The sequence below is a fragment of the Acidovorax sp. genome (genome assembly GCF_022763525.1).
Classification (GTDB): domain Bacteria; phylum Pseudomonadota; class Gammaproteobacteria; order Burkholderiales; family Burkholderiaceae_C; genus Acidovorax.
Genome location: NZ_JALEGG010000045.1, coordinates 1 through 17,612 on the forward strand (window position 1 = coordinate 1; position 17,612 = coordinate 17,612).

General features: G+C 68.4%; 16 protein-coding genes and 2 pseudogenes. 9 read left to right on the forward strand and 9 right to left on the reverse strand.

The window, feature by feature from the left end; genetic code table 11:
- The 4 genes and pseudogenes from MRY84_RS03325 to MRY84_RS03340 all read right to left on the reverse strand — a co-directional run.
- Window positions 1-292, reverse strand: a pseudogene (locus MRY84_RS03325) (uracil-DNA glycosylase); the annotation flags it as partial.
- Window positions 293-296: 4 nt separating this feature from the next.
- The gene (locus MRY84_RS03330) at window positions 297-1,589 is read right to left on the reverse strand and encodes a putative DNA modification/repair radical SAM protein (protein WP_291504334.1); all 1,293 of its coding nucleotides are present in this window, start codon (window positions 1,587-1,589) and stop codon (window positions 297-299) included.
- A 63-nt stretch (window positions 1,590-1,652) separates the two neighbouring features.
- Entirely contained in the window at window positions 1,653-2,666 is a 1,014-nt protein-coding gene (locus MRY84_RS03335; RefSeq protein ID WP_291504335.1) for a tripartite tricarboxylate transporter substrate binding protein, read from the reverse strand.
- On the reverse strand, window positions 2,663-3,661 hold the full coding sequence (locus tag MRY84_RS03340; RefSeq protein WP_291504336.1) for a tripartite tricarboxylate transporter substrate binding protein: 999 nt from the start codon (window positions 3,659-3,661) through the stop codon (window positions 2,663-2,665). The genes MRY84_RS03335 and MRY84_RS03340 overlap by 4 nt, the downstream gene beginning before the upstream one ends.
- Window positions 3,662-3,813: 152 nt before the next feature.
- On the opposite strand from MRY84_RS03340, the gene MRY84_RS03345 reads away from it, so the two are divergent.
- The 7 genes from MRY84_RS03345 (at window position 3,814) to MRY84_RS03375 (ending at window position 11,937) form a co-directional block, all read left to right on the forward strand.
- Window positions 3,814-5,265, forward strand: a complete 1,452-nt coding sequence (locus tag MRY84_RS03345) for an FAD-dependent oxidoreductase (RefSeq protein WP_291504337.1) — start codon at window positions 3,814-3,816, stop codon at window positions 5,263-5,265.
- A gap of 80 nt (window positions 5,266-5,345) precedes the next feature.
- Window positions 5,346-6,188 carry an IclR family transcriptional regulator gene (locus MRY84_RS03350; protein ID WP_291504338.1) on the forward strand — a complete coding sequence of 281 codons (843 nt, stop codon included), beginning with the start codon at window positions 5,346-5,348 and terminating at the stop codon, window positions 6,186-6,188.
- Window positions 6,189-6,241: 53 nt separating this feature from the next.
- Entirely contained in the window at window positions 6,242-7,537 is a 1,296-nt protein-coding gene (locus MRY84_RS03355; protein WP_291504339.1) for an aconitase X catalytic domain-containing protein, read from the forward strand.
- Window positions 7,534-7,989, forward strand: coding sequence for a DUF126 domain-containing protein (locus MRY84_RS03360; RefSeq protein WP_291504340.1), 456 nt, complete (start codon window positions 7,534-7,536; stop codon window positions 7,987-7,989). Before MRY84_RS03355 ends, MRY84_RS03360 begins: the two co-directional genes overlap by 4 nt.
- Window positions 7,986-9,695 carry a dihydroxy-acid dehydratase gene (gene ilvD / locus MRY84_RS03365; RefSeq protein WP_291504341.1) on the forward strand — a complete coding sequence of 570 codons (1,710 nt, stop codon included), beginning with the start codon at window positions 7,986-7,988 and terminating at the stop codon, window positions 9,693-9,695. Before MRY84_RS03360 ends, ilvD begins: the two co-directional genes overlap by 4 nt.
- A gap of 125 nt (window positions 9,696-9,820) precedes the next feature.
- A complete protein-coding gene (locus MRY84_RS03370; protein WP_291504342.1) occupies window positions 9,821-10,951 on the forward strand; it encodes a porin in 1,131 nt (376 codons plus the stop codon).
- Between the two features lie 14 nt (window positions 10,952-10,965).
- The gene (locus MRY84_RS03375; protein WP_291504343.1) at window positions 10,966-11,937 is read left to right on the forward strand and encodes a tripartite tricarboxylate transporter substrate binding protein; all 972 of its coding nucleotides are present in this window, start codon (window positions 10,966-10,968) and stop codon (window positions 11,935-11,937) included.
- Window positions 11,938-12,100: 163 nt separating this feature from the next.
- Here the strand turns inward: MRY84_RS03375 and MRY84_RS23130 are convergent.
- From MRY84_RS23130 to MRY84_RS03385, 3 genes and pseudogenes are all read right to left on the reverse strand, one after another.
- A pseudogene (locus MRY84_RS23130) lies at window positions 12,101-12,169 on the reverse strand (hypothetical protein); the annotation flags it as partial.
- Between the two features lie 15 nt (window positions 12,170-12,184).
- Window positions 12,185-13,030 (reverse strand): class III extradiol dioxygenase family protein, encoded by an 846-nt coding sequence (locus MRY84_RS03380; RefSeq protein WP_291504344.1) that lies wholly within the window; start codon window positions 13,028-13,030, stop codon window positions 12,185-12,187.
- Between the two features lie 10 nt (window positions 13,031-13,040).
- Window positions 13,041-13,388: a protocatechuate 4,5-dioxygenase subunit alpha gene (locus tag MRY84_RS03385; RefSeq protein WP_291504345.1), complete on the reverse strand. Its 348-nt coding sequence runs from the start codon at window positions 13,386-13,388 to the stop codon at window positions 13,041-13,043.
- A gap of 56 nt (window positions 13,389-13,444) precedes the next feature.
- On the opposite strand from MRY84_RS03385, the gene MRY84_RS03390 reads away from it, so the two are divergent.
- A complete protein-coding gene (locus MRY84_RS03390) occupies window positions 13,445-14,386 on the forward strand; it encodes a LysR family transcriptional regulator (protein WP_291504346.1) in 942 nt (313 codons plus the stop codon).
- A 13-nt stretch (window positions 14,387-14,399) separates the two neighbouring features.
- Here the strand turns inward: MRY84_RS03390 and MRY84_RS03395 are convergent, their stop codons facing one another.
- Both MRY84_RS03395 and MRY84_RS03400 read right to left on the reverse strand, forming a co-directional pair.
- On the reverse strand, window positions 14,400-14,564 hold the full coding sequence (locus MRY84_RS03395; RefSeq protein ID WP_291504347.1) for a hypothetical protein: 165 nt from the start codon (window positions 14,562-14,564) through the stop codon (window positions 14,400-14,402).
- A 78-nt stretch (window positions 14,565-14,642) separates the two neighbouring features.
- Window positions 14,643-15,527: a gamma-glutamyl-gamma-aminobutyrate hydrolase family protein gene (locus MRY84_RS03400; protein ID WP_291504348.1), complete on the reverse strand. Its 885-nt coding sequence runs from the start codon at window positions 15,525-15,527 to the stop codon at window positions 14,643-14,645.
- Between the two features lie 316 nt (window positions 15,528-15,843).
- Here MRY84_RS03400 and MRY84_RS03405 point away from each other — a divergent pair.
- Window positions 15,844-17,612, forward strand: a 1,769-nt coding sequence (locus MRY84_RS03405; RefSeq protein WP_291504349.1) for a tetratricopeptide repeat protein, incomplete at its 3' end; no start/stop codon positions are given.

Genomic DNA, 17,612 nt, shown 5'->3' on the forward strand with positions numbered 1-17,612 from the left:
AGAGCAGGCGGTACATCAGCGCGAAGCGGGCCGGGTCGCGGTGCAGGATGAGTTGCTGCTCGCACAGGCGCACAAAGTCGGGCGGCACGCGCAGCGTAGGCGCACCGGGGGCAGGCGGCGGCAGGGTGTTGCTGGCTGCAGGCTCGGGTGCAAACAGGTCTTCAGCGGCATCCACTTGGCAGCGCCAGTCCACGGCGTGCGGCGGCACATGGGCTTGCGCCAAGGCGCGTGCGGCGGTGCGAAAGCCATGCCAGTCGGTGGGATGGGCCAGCGTGACCGTGTGGCGCTGCATGGCTTCAAAACAAACTGCGCTGCACCGGCGGCGGCGCCAGCTGTGCAGCCAGGTCCGCCGCCTCCAGCGCGCGGCCCGGCCGGTAGTCGGCCGCCTCCACAAAGGGCAGCACTTTTTTCAAAGGCACATGCAGCCGCGCCAGGTCCGCATGCCGCAGGCGGCGCACGCGGCGGGCGGCCAGCAGGCGGTCCACCGTCTGCACGCCAAAGCCGGGCACGCGCAGCAGCAGCTCGCGCGGGGCGGTGTTGAGGTTGACGGGGAAGCGCTCGCGGTGCGCCAGCGCCCAGGCCAGCTTGGGGTCCACATCGAGTGCCAGCATGCCGGCCTGGCTGCCTGGGTTGCCTTGGCTGGGCGGCACGATCTCGTCGTGGGTAAATCCGTAAAAGCGCATCAGCCAGTCGGCCTGGTAGAGCCGGTGCTCGCGCACGGTGGGCGGCGCAGCCAGCGGCAGGGCGCGCGCCGCATCGGGAATGGGGCTGAAGGCCGAGTAGTACACCCGCCGCAGCCGGTGCGTGCCGTACAGCCGCGCGCTGGTGGCGAGGATGGTGCGGTCGTCCGTCGCATCGGCTCCGACGATCATCTGCGTGCTCTGCCCGCCGGGCGCAAACAGCGGCGCGCTGGCCCGGCGCGTGGTGCGCGCTTGCGGCATGGACACGATGGCCTGCGCTGCCTGCTCCTTGCGGGCGGCGCGTGATTCGCCGATGTGCACGGCCATGCGGGCCATCGATCGGTCGATGGCGGCGCTGTCCTTCTCAGGCGCCAGGGCGGTGAGGCCCTCGGCCGTGGGCAGTTCGATGTTGATGGACAGCCGGTCGGCATAGCGGCCGGCGCGCTGCATCAGCTCGGGCGATGCGTCGGGGATGGTTTTGAGGTGGATGTAGCCGCGAAAGTCGTGCTCTTCGCGCAGCGCGCGGGCCACCTCCACCACCTGCTCCATGGTGTAGTCGGGGCTCTGGATGATGCCGCTGGAGAGGAACAGCCCTTCAATGCAATTGCGGCGGTAGAAATCGAGCGTGAGCTGCACCACCTCATCCACCGTGAAGCGCGCGCGGGGCACGTTGCTGGTCACGCGGTTCACGCAGTACAGGCAGTCGTACTGGCAGAAGTTGGTGAGCAACACCTTGAGCAGCGAGATGCACCGCCCGTCCGGCGCGTAGCTGTGGCAGATGCCCATGCCTTCGGTCGAGCCCATGCCCCGCCCGCCCACCGAATCGCGCGGCGCGGCGCCGCTGGACGCGCAGGAGGCGTCGTACTTGGCGGCGTCGGCCAGGATGGCGAGTTTGGACTGTAAATTCACTGGATGAATTTACAGTATCCCCAGGACCCGACCGGGGCGTGGGGTTATGGCCAGCGAGGCGGGCTACTGCTTCGTGAGGCCGAGCTTGCGGATGGTGCTGCCCCACTGCTCATAGGTGGAGCGTGTCAGCGCTGCCAGCGCGGCGGGGCTGGAGGATTCGGCCTCGTATGCCCCTTGCCGGAAGAAGTCGCGCGTGGCCGGCATGGCCAGCACCTGCACCAGCGCGGCGTTGAGCTTTTCGACCACCGGAGCGGGCATGTTGGCAGGGCCGTAGAACCCCAGCCAGCTGGGCATGTCGATCCCGCTCACGCCCTGCTCGCCCATGGTGGGTACATCAGGCAGCATCGGGCTTCGCTGCGGCGCGGCCACGGCCAGCATGCGGACCTTGCCCGTGGCCGTGTTCTGGATGGCGTTGGGCGCCGCGTCAAAGTAGAACTGCACGCGCCCGGCCAGGAAGTCCTTGGCGGCGTCGGCGCCGCCCTTGTAGGGAACATGCACCGCGTCCAGCCCGGCCTGGCGCACGAAGGCTTCGCCGTAAATGTGCGACGAAGTGCCCGTGCCAAACGACGCATAGCCCGTCTTGCCCGGGTTGGCCTTGATGTAGGCGACCAGTTCCTGCACGGTGCGGGCTGGCACGCTGGTGTGCACCGTCAGCACCAGGGGCCCGCGCGCGCCCAGCGACAGCGGCGTGAGATCCTTGAACGGGTCGTAGCGCACATTGGCCAGCGTCTGCGGGTTCTGCGCCACCACGGAGGAGGGCGCGTACATGATGGTGTACCCATCGGGCGCGGCGCGGATCACCTCTTCCGTGGCCAGGATGAAGCTGGCGCCCGGGCGGTTTTCCACGATCACCGGCGTCTGCAACACATCGCCGAGCTTGGTGGCCACGAAGCGCGCCTGCGCGTCCGATGCGCCGCCAGCGGCCAGGCCCAGCACGATGCGGATGGTGCGGCCTTTTTCGGGAAACGGCGCGGCGGCCCGCGCACTCAACGGTGGGAGCGCAGAGCCCAGAGCGGCCAGGGCCAGCCCCGTGTTGAACCGGCGGCGGCGCAGCGTGAAGGTGGTCTGATCGGTCATTGCTTGGCCAGCCCCACTTGCTGCACCATCGCGCCCCATTGGTCATAGGTGGTGCGGGTGATCTTGGTGAACTCCTGTGGCGTGGTGCTGCCCGCCTCGTAGCCGCCGTTGCGGTAGAACTCCTGGACCTGGGGCATCGCCAGCACCTTGGCCAGGGCGGTGTTCAGCTTCTCGACCACGGCGGCAGGCATGTTGGCAGGCCCGTAGAAGCCCAGCCAGCTGGGCAGGTCCAGCCCCTCGAAACCCTGCTCGGCAAAGGTGGGCACGTCTGGCAGCGCAGGGATGCGCGCCTGGGCCGCCACGGCCAGCACTTTCACCTTGCCTGTGCCGGCCGTGATGATGGCCGAGGAGGCTGAGTCGAACATGTACTGCACCCGTCCGGCGATCAGGTCCTTGGCCGCATCGGAGCCGCCCTTGTAGGGGATGTGCACAGCATCGGTGCCGGTCTTCTTGACGAAGGCCTCGCCATAGATGTGCGAAGAGGTGCCCGCGCCAAACGATGCGTAGCTGACTTTGCCCGCATTCGCCTTCACGAAGGCCACCAGTTCCTTCACATTGTTCGCGGGCACCGTGGTGCTTACCGACAGCACCAGCGGCCCGCGTCCGCCCATCGAGATGGGCGTGAAATCCTTGAACGGGTCGTACGGCACCTGGTTGAAGGTGTGCGGGTTTTGCGCCATGGTGGAGGACGGCGCGTACAGCATGGTGTATCCGTCAGGCTGGGCGCGTGCAACTTCGGAGGCCGCCATCATGGTGCTGGCACCCGGCTTGTTGTCCACGATCACGCTGGTGCCCAGCACCTCGCCCAGCTTCTGCGCCACGATGCGCGCCTGCGCATCCGTGCCACCCCCGGCGGTAAACCCCACCACGATGCGGATGGACTTGCCGCGAACGGGAAAGTCCTGCGCCTGAACCAGTGAAGGCGCGGTGCCCCACAACGCAGCGGCGCCGAGCGCCAAGCCCAGCGCCCGGCGCGTGCCGGAAAAATCTTTCATCCTTGTCTCCTTGCGGTTGTTTTGCTTATTTTGAACTTTCAATCCATAAAAAGTCCATACAACTTCGGGTAAACCCGTGCTTTATGCGATATTGAATTGACAAAATGGACATTGAAATCATAATTCAACCAACAACTTCCTGAGACCGCTTCATGAAAACAGTCGTCCGCACCGACGAGCGCATCCTGACCTCCGACATCTTCGACCGCGACAGCCGCGCCAAGCGGCCCGACCACGGCAGTTGGGCAGAGCCTGGCAAGAACATTCCCGTGTACCACCGCTGCGGCGTGCTGGTGGTGGGGGGCGGCCCCTCTGGCACGGCGGCGGCCGCCGCCGCCGCGCGGGCGGGTGCCGACGTGGCGCTGCTGGAGCGCTACAACCACCTGGGGGGGCTTTCCACGGGTGGCCTGGTGATCTGGATCGACCGCATGACCGACTGGCAAGGCCAGCTCGTGATCCGGGGCTTTGCCGAAGAGCTGTTCGACCGCCTGCCCGCCGATGCCATCGCAGGACCGGCGCGCGAGGACTGGGGCTCGCAAGACCCGGACAAGGCGGCCCACTGGTCGCACCGCACGGCCGCCTACCACGGCGTGGTCACCTGGTCGCCCACGGTGGACCCCGAGCGGCTCAAGCTGCTGAGCCAGGAAATCGTGCTCGAGCGCAACGTGAAGCTCATCTACCACTCGTGGGCCGCCATCCCCATCGTGCAGGACGGCGCCGTCAAGGGCGTGGTGTTCGAGAGCAAGGAAGGCCGCATGGCCATCATGGCCGACGTGGTGGTGGACGCCACCGGCGACGGCGACCTGTTCGCACGGGCCGGCGCAGCGTTCGTGAACGACATCGAGGAGGCCGACGTGCACCACTGCATGAACACCTCCTGGCTGTTCGGCGGCGTGGACATGAACCGCTGGATCGAATTCAAGGCGGGCCAGCCCGAGGCGTTCTCGGCCTTCATGGCACGGGGCCGCGAGGAGCTTGGCCTGTTCGAGCGGCCCTTCGTCTCCTGGCGCAACGATGTGGCGCTCTTCATGGGGCCGCGTCAGTCGGGCTACTCGGCGCTGGACGTGGACGACCTGACCGCCGTGGAGGTGCGCTCGCACCGCGCCATGGCCGCGCACCTGGACTACTTCCGCGCGCATGCACCGGGCTTCGAAGAAGCCTTCCTGATGCTCAGCGCCCCCCAGATCGGCGTGCGCCATGCGCGGCGCCTGACCGGCGTGGGCGCCGTGCTGCGCAGCCAGTGGCCCGATGGTGTGCCCCTGGCCGACGAGATTGGCGTCACGCCCGCCGTGTCGCCCAAGTTCCCCAACATCTCCATTCCCTACGGCGCACTGGTGCCCCAGCAGCTGGACGGCCTGCTCGCCTGCGGGCGCCACATCTCGTGCGACCGCAACTCGCACGGCTTCATGCGCGAGATCCCGCAATGCTGGATCACCGGCCAGGCGGCGGGGGTGGCTGCGGCGCTGGCCTCGCAAGGCGGCATTCAGCCGCGCGCGGTGGACGTGGCCGCGCTGCAGTCCGCCTTGCTGGCACAAGGCGTGTACCTGCGCCCCGGCGCGGCCCGAAAGGCTGTGGAGCCAGCCGCTGCGCAGGCCGTGGCGTAACGGGGGGCGGTACCACGATGTCCCTGCACGGCACTCTTTCGCAAGCCTCTACATTGCAGGGTCTTGCAAAGGGTTCATCCATGTCCACTGAAAAGAACGACGCCTCCCTGTCCTCCGCCGACGCTGCCGACGCTCGCGGCGACCGGTCCGATACCGTGAGCGCGCTGGAGCGCGGCATTTCGGTGCTGCGCTGCTTCAGCGAAGACCGCCCGGTGCTCGGCCACGCCGACATCGCCCGCATGACCGGCATCCCCCGGCCTACCGTGAACCGGCTGGTTGCCACGCTGCTCTCCCTGGGCATGCTCAAGGCCGCGCAGGTGGCCGACCGCTTCATGCTCGGCCCGGGCGTGGTGTCGCTGTCGCGCGTGTTCCTGGGCAGTCTGGACGTGCGCGCGGCCGCGCGCCCCAGCATGCAGGCGATGGCCGAAGAAGTCGGCGCCTCGGTGTACCTGGCGATCCGCGACGGCATGGAGATGGTGCTGATCGAGGCCTGCCGGCCGCGCTCGTCGATGCTGTCGGCGCGGCTGGACGTGGGCTCGCGTGCGCCCCTGGCCAACTCGGCCCTGGGCCGCGCGTACCTGTCGGCATTGCCCGAGGCGCAGCGCAACCAGCTCATCGATTCCATGCGCCTGCTGCGCGGCCCCGAATGGGATGCCATCGCACCCAACATGCTGCGCGCCATCGGCGAATCCCACCGTCTGGGCTATTGCCTTTCGCTGGGCGAGTTCCACCGCGAGATCAATTCGGTGTCGGTGCCCCTGATCGGGCCCGATGGCGAGGTGATGGCCTTGAACGGCGGCGGCGCGGCCTTCGTGTTCACCGAAGAGCGCCTGCGCAACGAACTGGCCCCGCGCCTGCACCACATCGCGCGATCCATTGCGCGCGACATTGGCGGCCATGTGCCGACGCCCTCGCCGGGCTAGCGCTCGGCGGGGTTCACCCCCACAAACGGAAGAAAGAACGGAGACAACAGGCCATGTACCTGAGCGATGAAGAAAAAGCCATGCTGGACGGCCGCGACGGGCCGGCCGTGCACAAGGCCATGGACCTGCTGGTGCGCTACGGCGAAGCCCTGGGCGCCGAGCGCCTGGTGGAGACGCGAAACGTCTGCGCCAGCATCACCTCCACCACGCCGTTCCAGCGCGACTTTGCGTTTTCGCGGGGTGGCGGCATGGACGCCGTGTTCTCCGAATTCAGCCTGGACAGCCAGGAGACCGTGGAGATTCCCAAGTTCAAGGTCTTCACCAGCCACCTGCAGCTGGGCTTCGACCCCGGCCAGCCCGAGCGCATGGGCGTGACCGAGGAGATCGTGAACTTCTACCACCAGAGCGAGCGCCACGCGGCCGGCCTGGGCGCGCAGATCATGAACACCTGCACGCCTTACCAGGTGGGCAACATTCCCACGCGCGGCGAGCACTGCGCGTGGATGGAGTCCTCGGCGGTGGTGTATTGCAATTCGGTGCTGGGCGCGCGCACCAACACCGAAGGCCGCGAGAGCACCGGCGCCGCCATGCTCACGGGCCGCATCCCGTATTGGGGCTACCACCTGGACGAGAACCGCCATGCCACCCATGTGGTGGAGCTGGACATCGACGTGGAATCGGTACAGGACTGGGGCCTGCTCGGCTACTACATCGGCGAGCACGTGCAGGAGCGCGTGCCGGTGGTGTACCGCCAGGGCGGCATCGGCCGCGTGCCCAACCTGCCGCGGCTCAAGCACTTCGGGGCGGCGGCGTCGTCCTCGGGCGGCGTGGAGATGTACCACATCGCGGGCGTCACGCCCGAAGCCTTGACGCTGGAGCAGGCCCTGGGCGGCCGCAAGCCCGTGCAGGTGCTGCGCTATGGCGAGGCCGAGCGCCGCGCCACCTACGAGAAGATCAACGCCACCGGCAAGGACGCCCAGGTGCAATACGTGATGCTCGGCTGCCCCCACTACACCATCGAGCAGATCTGGGAAGCCGCGCAGCTCCTCGAAGGCCGCAAGGTGCACCCCGACTGCGCGCTGTGGATCTTCACGCCGCGCGCCATCAAGTCGCTGGCCGACCGCAATGGCTACACCAAGACCATTGAGGACGCGGGCGGCATCCTCATGACCGACAGCTGCTCGGCCATGAGCCGGGCTGTGCCCAAGGGCACAAAAACCGTGGCGCTGGACTCGGCCAAGCAGGCGCACTACCTGCCCGCCATCCTGGGCGTGCAGGCCTGGTTCGGCAGCACGGCGGAATGCATCGACGCCGCCTGCACCGGCCGCTGGAACGGAGGCCAGGCATGAGCAGCATCGTGATGGAACACACCCTGGTGATCCGCGGGCGCAAGGTGGTGGGCGGTGTGGCCGAGGGCGAAGCCCTGGTCACGCGCGACCGCATCTCGGGCTGGGGCGGCATCGACCCGCGCACTGGCACCGTCGTCGAAACCCGGCACGAACTGCGCGGCCAGAGCTTTGCGGGCAAGGTGCTGGTGTTCCCGGGGGCCAAGGGCTCGTCGGGCTGGTCTGCCATGTTTCACATGACGCGGCTCATGAACGTGGCGCCTGCTGCCTTCCTGTTCAACGAAATGACGACCAAGATGGCGCTCGGGGCCGTGGTCACGCATTCCCCCGCGATGACCGGCTTTGACCGCGACCCGCTCGATTGCATCGAGACGGGCGACTGGGTCCGTGTGGACGCCGACCGTGGCGTGGTCGAGATCATCAAGAAAAAAACCACCCTCGGAGACCGCCCATGACCCGCCCCCTGCGCAGCAACTTCCCGCGCGGCTCCTACCTCTGGTCGGTGCGCAACGCACACTGGCGTGCCCTGGGCATCCCCGAAGAGGATTGCGAGAAGCCCAAGATCGCTATCGTCAACAGCTCCTCGGAGCTGGCGGCCTGCTTCAGCCACCTGGACCAGGTGGCTGCCGAGATCAAGGCCGCCATCCGCGCGGCAGGTGGCGTGCCCTTCGAGATCCGCACCGCCGCGCCCAGCGACTTCATCACCGGCGCGGGGGCGCGCGGCGCCTACATGCTGGGTGCGCGCGACCTGGTGACCAACGACATCGAGGTGGCCGTGGAGGGCGCGCAGCTCGATGGCATGGTCTGCCTCACGTCGTGTGACAAGACCGTGCCCGGCCAGCTCATGGCGGCGGCGCGGCTGAACATCCCCACGCTGCTCGTGCCCTGCGGCTACCAGCCCAGCGGCGAATACCGGGGCCGGCACACGGACATCGAGGACGTGTTCATTGGTGCCATGCATGCGGTGACGGGCGGCCTGCCTGTGGAAGAGCTGGTCGGCATGAGCCGCGAGGCCATCCGCGGCCCCGGCGTGTGCTCGGGCCTGGGCACGGCCAACTCGATGCACATCGTGTGCGAAGCGCTGGGCCTGGCGCTGCCCGGCAGCGCGCCGGTGGCCGCACTCAGCCCCAAGATGATGGCGGACGTGCGCGCCGCCGGTGCGCGCATCGTGCAGATGGTGCTCGACGACCTCAAGCCGCGCGACATCCTCTCGCCCGGCGCCTTTGCCAACGCGGTGCGCGCGGTGCTGTCCATTGGCGGCTCGCTCAACACGGCCAAGCACCTGCAGGCCGTGGCCACCGAGGGGGAGACAGGCGTCGATGTCTATGGCCTGTTCGAAAGCCTGGGGCCCACCACGCCGGTGCTGGCGGGCGTGCGGCCCATCGGGAGCCATTCCATCGAGGAATTCGAAGCGGCAGGCGGTGCGCGCGCGCTCATGCGGCAACTGGCCCCGCTGCTGGATACCGGCGCGCTCACCGTGACGGGCGGCACCGTGGCCGACAACCTGCGCGGTCTGCAGGTGCAGGATGCCGAGGTGATCCGTCCGCTGGACCGCCCGGTCGCACCCCTGCCGGCCATCGTGCTGCTGCGCGGCAACCTGGCGCCCGAGTCCGGCCTCATCAAGACCGGGATTGTGGAGCGCAAGGTCCGCCGCTTCACCGGCCCGGCCGTGTGCTTCTGGACCTCCGATGCGGCCATCGCCGCGCTCAAGAACGGCGCCATCGTGCCGGGGCAGGTCATCGTGATGCGCGGCGCCGGTGCTTGCGGCGGCCCGGCCATGGGCGGCGGCGCGTCGCGCGTGGTCTTCGCGGTGGACGGCGCGGGGCTTGGCGATCAGGTGGCCATCCTGACCGACGGGCACCTCTCGGGCCTGGTCTGCAAGGGGCTGGTGGTGGCTGAAGTGTCGCCCGAGGCCGCCTTGGGCGGACCGCTGGGCCTGGTGCGCGACGGCGATGTGATCACCATCGACCTGGACGCGCGCCGCCTGGATGTGGACCTCGCCGATGCGGAGCTGGCAGAGCGCCGCGCCAGCTGGCAGGCCCCTGCGCCGCAGTTCGACACCGGCTGGCTGCAGCAGTACCGGCGCAACGTGAGCCCGCTGTCCAAGGGCGCGGTGCTGGTACGGACCGAGCGAACCGAACGCCCCGAACTCCCGGGTTAGCACAGCCTTTCACCCCGGACTTTGCCCACGGGAGCGCGCCGCCGGCCGCCCCCGCTGGCGGAGCCCTGCACGCCGTTTTTCGAGTGAGTTGTTCAACCAGAGAGAAAAAGCAGGAGACAAAGAGCATGAAGCAGAGAACCTTGTGGATGTGGTCGGCCCTGGGGCTGGTGTGTGGCGCGGTGCACGCGCAGTCCAGCGTCACCCTGTTTGGCGTGGTGGACCTGGGCGTGCTGCACACCCGCGCGGGCGGCGTGGGCTCGGCCACGGCGCTGGGCAACGGCGGGCTGTCCACCAGCCGCATCGGCTTTCGCGGCACCGAGGACCTGGGCGGCGGCCTGCGCGCGGGCTTCTGGCTGGAGGGCAGCCTGAACCCGGACTCCGGCACGGGCCGCGCCACCAACACCAACAACCAGCCCAGCGGCGCCACCACCGCCGGGCCGCTGGTGTTTGACCGCATGTCGTTCGTGAGCCTGTCGCACACGCAGTGGGGCGAGGTCCGGCTCGGACGGGACTTCATTCCCACGCACTACAACAGCATCTACTTCGACCCGTTCAACGCCAACGGCGTGGCGCGCGCTGGCAACCTCACCTTCTCAGGTGTGGGCACGGCGCCCCTGCCGACCGGCATCACGGGCAGCAATACGGTGAGCTATTGGCTGCCGCGCCAACTGGGCGGCGTGTATGGCATGGCCATGGCCGGCACGGGCGAGAACCTTTCCAATGCAGCCAACAGCGACGACGGCAACTTCGCTGGCGCACGCCTGGGGTATGCGTCCGGTGCATTCGATGTCGCGGCGGCGGTCACGCGGTCGCAGTTCAGCGCCACAGCCACCATCGGCAACTACACGCACGCCAACATCGGTGGCAGCTGGGACGCTGGCTTCGCCAAGTTCTTTGCGCTCTACAACCGTGTCACGGTGAAGCTGGCCGCCGGCTCGGTGCGCAAGAACACGGCCGAGATCGGCGCGCACATTCCTGTCTTCGACGTCGGGCGCATCCGGCTCAGCTATGCCTACCTCGACGACCGCAGCGACAGCGCACTGCGCACCGCGGGAGGCCAGCCACGCAGCGGCGACGACGCGCGCCAGATCGGCGTGGGCTATGTGCACAACCTGTCCAAGCGCACGGCGCTCTATGGCACCTATGCGCGCATTTCCAACCGCGGCGAGGCGCGCTACACCGTCAGCGGCGGGACGGCACCCGTGGGCGGGCACGGCTCGTCGGGCTGGGAGCTGGGTGTGCGGCACACGTTCTGAGCAAAGGAGCAACCATGCAACGCAGAAAACTGGCAGCCCTGGTAGCGGGCGCGGCGCTGGCACTGGCGCCCTGCACCTCGGCCTGGAGCGCAGACACCTTTCCCTCTAAGCCGTTGCGGCTGATCGTGGGCTTTGCACCCGGCGGCGGCGCGGACGCGCTCACCCGCATCATCGCGGAGGGCCTGTCGAAACAGCTGGGGCAGCAGGTGGTGGTGGAAAACCGCCCGGGCGCCGACGGCGTGCTGGCCGCGCAGGCGGTGTCGTCCGCCAGCCCAGACGGCTACACCCTGCTGATGGGCACGAACACCGCGATGGTGGCCGCACCCACCCTCCGGCCCAAGCCGCCCTACGATCCCTTCAAGGCCTTCACGCCCATCAGCTCGGCGGGCCAGTTCTCGATGTTCCTGGTGGTGCCGTCCAGCCTGCCGGCCAAGAGCGTGAGCGAACTCCTGGCGCTGGTCGCGGCCAAGCCCGGTGACTACAACTCGGCCTCCAGCAACAGCGCGTCGGAGCTGGCGATGCTGCAGCTGCTGGGCGAGCAGCGCAAGGTGGTCAACGCGCGCTACAAGGGCGACATGCAGGCCATGACCGATTTGCTGGGCGGGCAGATCCACATGATGTTCACCACCGGCACCCTGGCCCCCAACTTCGTGAAAGAGGGGCGCATCCGGGCGCTGGTCACGCTGCAGCCCCAGCGCAGCGCATTGCTGCCGGATGTGCCCACCGGCAGCGAGCTGGGGCTGGGCAAGCTCACCATCACGCCCTGGGCGGGGTTCTTCGGGCCGCCGGGGCTGCCCACGGCCATCACCGAGAAGCTGTCGCAGGAACTGCAGAACACCCTGAAGCGGCCCGAGGTGCATGCCCAGCTGGTACAGCAGGGCTTTGAGGGCTACGGCATGAGCCCCGCGAAGTTCGCCGAGTTCTTCCGCACCCAATACGACGCCTTTGGCGCCACGGTGCGCGAGCACAACGTGAAATTCGACTAGGCGTGGTGGTCCGCAGGCGCGAGGCTTTGCTATGAGCTTGATAGCTTCTCGCGCTTGCTGGGTAAGCGCTGGATCCTAAAAAGGCTCGGATGCAGGTCGGGTTAGCGAAGCGTAACCCGACATCGCCTCCTGCGCGGGAACACGTCGGGTTACGCCCTTCGGGCTAACCCGAACTACTCCGGTTTCGATAGCTTGCTGCGCTTGCTGGACAAGCGCTAGAAGCCAAAAACGCTTGAAATTGCCGAGGTCACATGGCCTCTAGAGCCATCACCGCCGTGGCCGTGTTCGAAATGGGAATGTGGTAGTTGCTGTGCACCCGCCGCACGCCCGCGCTGGCGGTGGCCAGCGCCCCGCGCATGGCCAGCCACATCAGCAGCTCCACCCCCTGAGTGCCCGTCTTTTCCACCAGCTCGTGCACGCTGAACTGCGTGGCCCATTCGGGGTTGGTGGCGAGGCTCTCGATGAACTGCAGGTCAAACGCCTTGTTGATGAAGCCCGCGCGCTCGCCGTCGAGCTGGTGCGAAAGGCCCCCAGAAGCGATCACCGCCACCTTCTTGTCGCTGTCCCAGCTCTGAATGGCCTGGCCCACGGCCTTGCCCAGCGCGTAGCAGCGCCTGGCCGAGGGCAGTGGAAACTGCACGGTGTTGATGCACACGGGCACCACCGCCACGGGGCAGTCTCCCTCGGGCCAGAAGAGCTTGAGCGGCAGCGTGCAGGCATGGTCCACCAGCATCTCCTGGCAGGTGGTCACGTCAAACTCCTGCTCGATCAGCGTGTTGATGAGGTGCCACGACAGGTCCACCTCGCCTTGGAACGGCGGCAATGTGGGGATGCCCCAGCCTTCGTCGGCATTGCGGTACTCGGCCGCTGCGCCCACGGCGAAGGTCGGCATCTTGTCGAGGAAGAAGTTCAGCCCGTGGTCGTTGTAGAACATCACCACCACGTCGGGCTTCTTCTCGCCCAGCCACTGGCGGATGGGGGGAAAGCCGTCGAAGAAAGGCTTCCAGTACGGGTCGTTTTGCAAGCCCTTGTGGACCGCGTTGCCAATGGCCGGAATGTGCGAAGTGCCGAGGCCGCCGATGAGTTTTGCCATGGGTGTCTCCCTATTTGCCTGCTGCGACCAGCATGGCCTTGAATTCGTCTTTGGTCATGCCCGTTTGCTGCGCGCCGATGTCCTGCATGTCCAGCTTGAAGATGCCCGCGAACTTGGCCAGGTAGTAGGCGTTGCCGCCTGCGGCAATCAGCTGCAGCACGTTCTTGGCGCGGATGGCGGCGGCCTGCTGCTCGTTCAGTCCGTACTTTTTCATGTAGGCCTCTTCGTCGGCCAGAAAGGCCTTGCGGTTGGCCTCATCGTTGAACGAAAAGCACATCTTGTTCAGCGCATAGCCCTTGCGGGCCTGGTCGCCATCGAACGGCGTGGTGCCGGGGATGGGGGGCAGCTTGGACGGCATGGAAGTCTCCGGGTCTTGATGCAAGTCAGCGCAGTGTCGCGATGCCATTGCCAAAGATGAAGCCCGAAAACATCATCGAATGCATGAGCAATTTCGATGGATCAGCGCTGGACGGCCACCTGCTGAGGCTGCTGCTGGCCGTGCTGGAGACGGGCAGCATCACGGCGGCGGCCGAGCGACTGGGTGTCACCCAGTCGGCCGTGAGCCACTTGCTCGACAAGCTGCGCGCCATCACCGGCGACCCGCTGTTCGTCAAGCGCGGGCGCGGCATCGTGCCCACGGCGCGGGCCGAGGCGCTGGCCCAGCCCGCGCGCGAGCTGCTGCGCCAGATGCAGCTCTTTGCCCAAGGGGCGGAGTTTGAGCCGCGCGCCTGGCAGGCCGAGTTGACCATCGCCGCCAACGACTTCCAGCGCGACCTCTTGCTGCCCGCGCTGGCCGCGCGACTGCGCACGGCAGCGCCGGGCATCACGCTGCGCATCGTGCCCAGCGGCGCGCCCAGCGCGGAGTTGCTGCGCTCCGACGCGTGCCAGCTGGTCATCAGCCCCCGCCCGCCCGACGGCACGGACATCGTGCAAAAGCGCTTGTTTGAAGACCAGTACCGCGTGTTCTACGACGCCGCCGTGCGCAGCGCGCCCGCCACCGAGGCCGACTACCTGGCCGCCGACCACGCCACCGTGGCCTACGAGGCGCACCGGGGGCTCGACCTGGATCGCCAGCTGCTGGCGCGCGGTGTGCGCCGCCGCTTCGCCGTGCGCGTGCCGGGCTTCGCCGCGCTGCCGGCCTTTGTGCGGGGTACGGCATTGCTCACCACGGCGCCTTCGCTGCTGGCCCGCACGGCGTTGGCGGGCCTGGCCAGCGCGCCGGTGCCGGTGGTGTGCCCGGCCATGCCGATGTACCTGATCTGGCATGCACGGTACCAGCAGGATGCAGCGCACCGGTGGCTGCGAGGCGAAGTGGAGGCGGTGGTGGGGCCGGCGCTGGCCATCGGCGCGGCCTGAGGCGCATGCACGCCTAATGCTCGGTGTCGTTCCCTTGCTTGCCGGTAAACATCGCGCCAACGATTTCGATGGCCGTGCCCAGCAGCAAGGTAAGGCCCGCAGCGCCGCCGAGACCCGCAACGGCCAGCGCCACGGCAGCGATGACACAGAAAATGGCGATCCACCGAAAAGGGGTCATGTGGCTCCTCGCGCGCTCAGGCGATGGCGTCTCAGCCGTCTAGGAGGACGCGGGCCCAGCGCCACGCGTTGTGCGGCATCATCGTGCGGCCACCTTGCGGTCCCGTTGCAGCGCCCCGCGCAGCAACCGTGTCGCCCGGTCCCGCAGTCCGACCGGCTTCGCTTGCCGCACGGGGTGCTCCCGCGCCTGCACACAGGCCGCCAGAAAGTCATTCAGGATCGCCGTGTCGTCCAGCGTGTCCGAGCCCTGCTTGTGGAACTCCGGGTGCCACTGCGTGGCGGCAATGTAGCCGCGCCCCGGCGCGGGCTTGAGGCGGATGGCCTCGGGCACGCCGTCGGGCTCGCTCAGCGCCTCCACCACGAACTCGGGCGCCACGCGCTTGATGCCCTGGTGGTGGATGCTGTTCACCCGCGCGCGCGGCATGCCCGGGTAAAGCTGGGCCAGGTGGGAGTCCGCCACGATCTGGATGTCGTGGAAATGCTGGTCGTACGTGGTGGCGTTGCGGTGCTGCAGCGCCCCGGGGTGCTGGGTCTCGATGTCCTGGTACAGCGCGCCGCCAAAGGCCACGTTGATGAGCTGCAGGCCCCGGCACACGCCAAAGATGGGCTTGCCCACCTCGGCAAACGCCTTGACCAGCGCCAGATCGTAGATGTCGCGCACGCGGTCGCCGACCCATTCCTCGCGCAACGGCTCCTCGCCATAGTTGCCGGGCCACACGTCGGCGCCGCCGTGCATGACCACGCCGTCCAGCCACTCGGCATAGTGCTGCAGCGTCACGTCGCCGCGAGCGGTCTCGCCCGTGGGGCACGGCACCATCACCACGATGGCACCCGCGGACATGATCCAGTGGGCGATGGACTGCTCCACGTACTGCAGCGTCTTGTTGGTGAACAGGGGGCGGGTGGGGTCGGCATGCTGAAAGCAGGCCGACAGGCCGATCTTGAGGCGGGAGGCGGGGGGCATGGGGGGAGGCTCCAGGGCACCAGCACGCCAGGCGTGCGGGCGCGGCTACGAACGAGGATGTTACGTTTTTAGCACTCGCCGGGGCCGCTGTGTGTAGGAAACCACCGTGCAGCCGGCCACGCCCGTTCGGTGGTCGCAAAACGCAACAAATTGTGGCTTTCTTCATGAAAATGCTGCGATGCGGGTGTGCGCAGGCATTCGCTTTCGCCACCTCGCTCCAGATAATTTGGCCCGTAGCGTTTTACCCACCGGTAAGTGCGCTGTCTGAGAAGCCGGCGCCCGGCGCTGACCCACCCTGCCTTGCGAAAGTCCACCCATGCCCACTGTGAAAACACCCCTGCCTGCGTTGAGCGCGCTGGCCGCCGCGATGGCGCTGACCTGGCCGCTGGCACTGCGCGCCGCCGTACCGCCGGGGGCTGCCGCCGAGATCGTGAGCCTGCAGGGCACGGGCGACCAGCGCGCCGCCGCTGCAGCCGACTGGCAGCCCGCGCGCCCGGCCCAGGCCCTGGCCACGGGGGACTTCGTGCGCACCCGCCAGGCCGCCAAGATGGCCCTGCTCTTTGCCGACGACACCCAGTTGCGCCTGCACCAGAACACGGTGCTGCAGGTCAAGGGCGTGGCCACGCCCGCTCAGCCCGTGACCACGCTGCTGCTCAACGCAGGCCGGGCGTGGACGCAGACGCGCCGTGCGGATGGATCGCGGCTGAACCTGGAAACCCCGGCCGCCACGGCAGCGATCCGGGGTACGGACTGGGACATCAGCGTGGAGGACGACGGCCGCACCTTGCTGACCGTGTTGTCGGGCACGGTGGAGTTCTCCAACGCGCAAGGGCAGGTGTCGGTGGGCGCCAACGAGGCCGCCTATGCCGAGGTGGGCAAGGCCCCGGTCAAGCTGGTGCTGAGCCAGCCGCGCGATCGCATCCAGTGGGTCAACGCCCTGCGCGCCGACCCGCTGCCGCACCTGGCCGCCGAGCCCGTGCCCGAAGCGCTGGCTCCGGTGCGCGCCGCGTTGGTGGCCCGCGATGTACCCGCCGCGCGCGCCGCGCTCGCGCAGGCAAAAGTACAAGCACCTGGCGATGCCCCGGCTCCCTGGGTGGCCTTGATGGAAACGGCCATTGCGCTGCAGGCCGGCGATGTCCTTGCCGCGCGCGAACAGCTGGCCCGCCAGGCGGCCACGCCAGAGGCCCCGCTGCCGGTGGCGCTCATGCAGTCGGACATGCAGCTCATGGACGGCGACGCGGCCGCCGCCGCCACCACGCTGCGCACCGCCCTGCAGCGCTGGCCCGCGCATCCCGCGCTGGTGGCGCAGCTGGCCCGCGTGCAATTGCTGAGTGACCGCGTGGACGAGGCCGCCGCCACGCTGGCCCCGGCTCAGGGCACGGCCCATGCAGAGCTGGCGTTGGTGCGCGCCGAGCTGGCCCGCCGCCGCGGCGATGCGCCCGGCACGTTGGGTGCCTACGCCGAGGCCACGCAGCTGGCGCCGCAAGACGCCCGGGGCTGGCAAGGCCTGGGCAGCGCCCACACCGAACGCGAAGACGCACGCCCCGCGCGCGCGCGCCTGCGGCAGGCGCTGGCCCTGTCGCCCCAAAGCCCGGGCGCCTGGGGCGAGCTGGGCACGCTGGAAACCTTCACCAACCAGTTCACCGAAGCGGGCCAGGCGTTTTCCACCGCCTTGGGCGACAACCCGGCCGACTACGTGGCGCTCACCGGCCAGGGGCTGCTGCACCTCAAGCAGGGCGACCCCCAGGCGGCGCTGGATGCCTTTTTGCGCGCGGGTGTGATGGAGCCCCGCTACGCCCGCGCCAAGACCTGGACGGCCGTGGCGTACTACCAATTGGGCCGCCACCAGGATGCGCTGGCCACGCTGCGCCAGGCCAGCAGCCTGGACGACAAGGACCCCGTGCCCTACATGCTGCTCGCGCAGATCCACACCGACCTCTTCCAGCCCGGCGAGGCCGTGGAGGCCGCGCGCGCTGCGGTGGAGCGCATGCCCTACCTCAAGTCGCTGAACCAGGTGGCCAACGACCAGAAGGGCGGCGCCAACCTGGGCGCGTCGCTGGCGTTCTTTGGCATGGAAGACTGGGC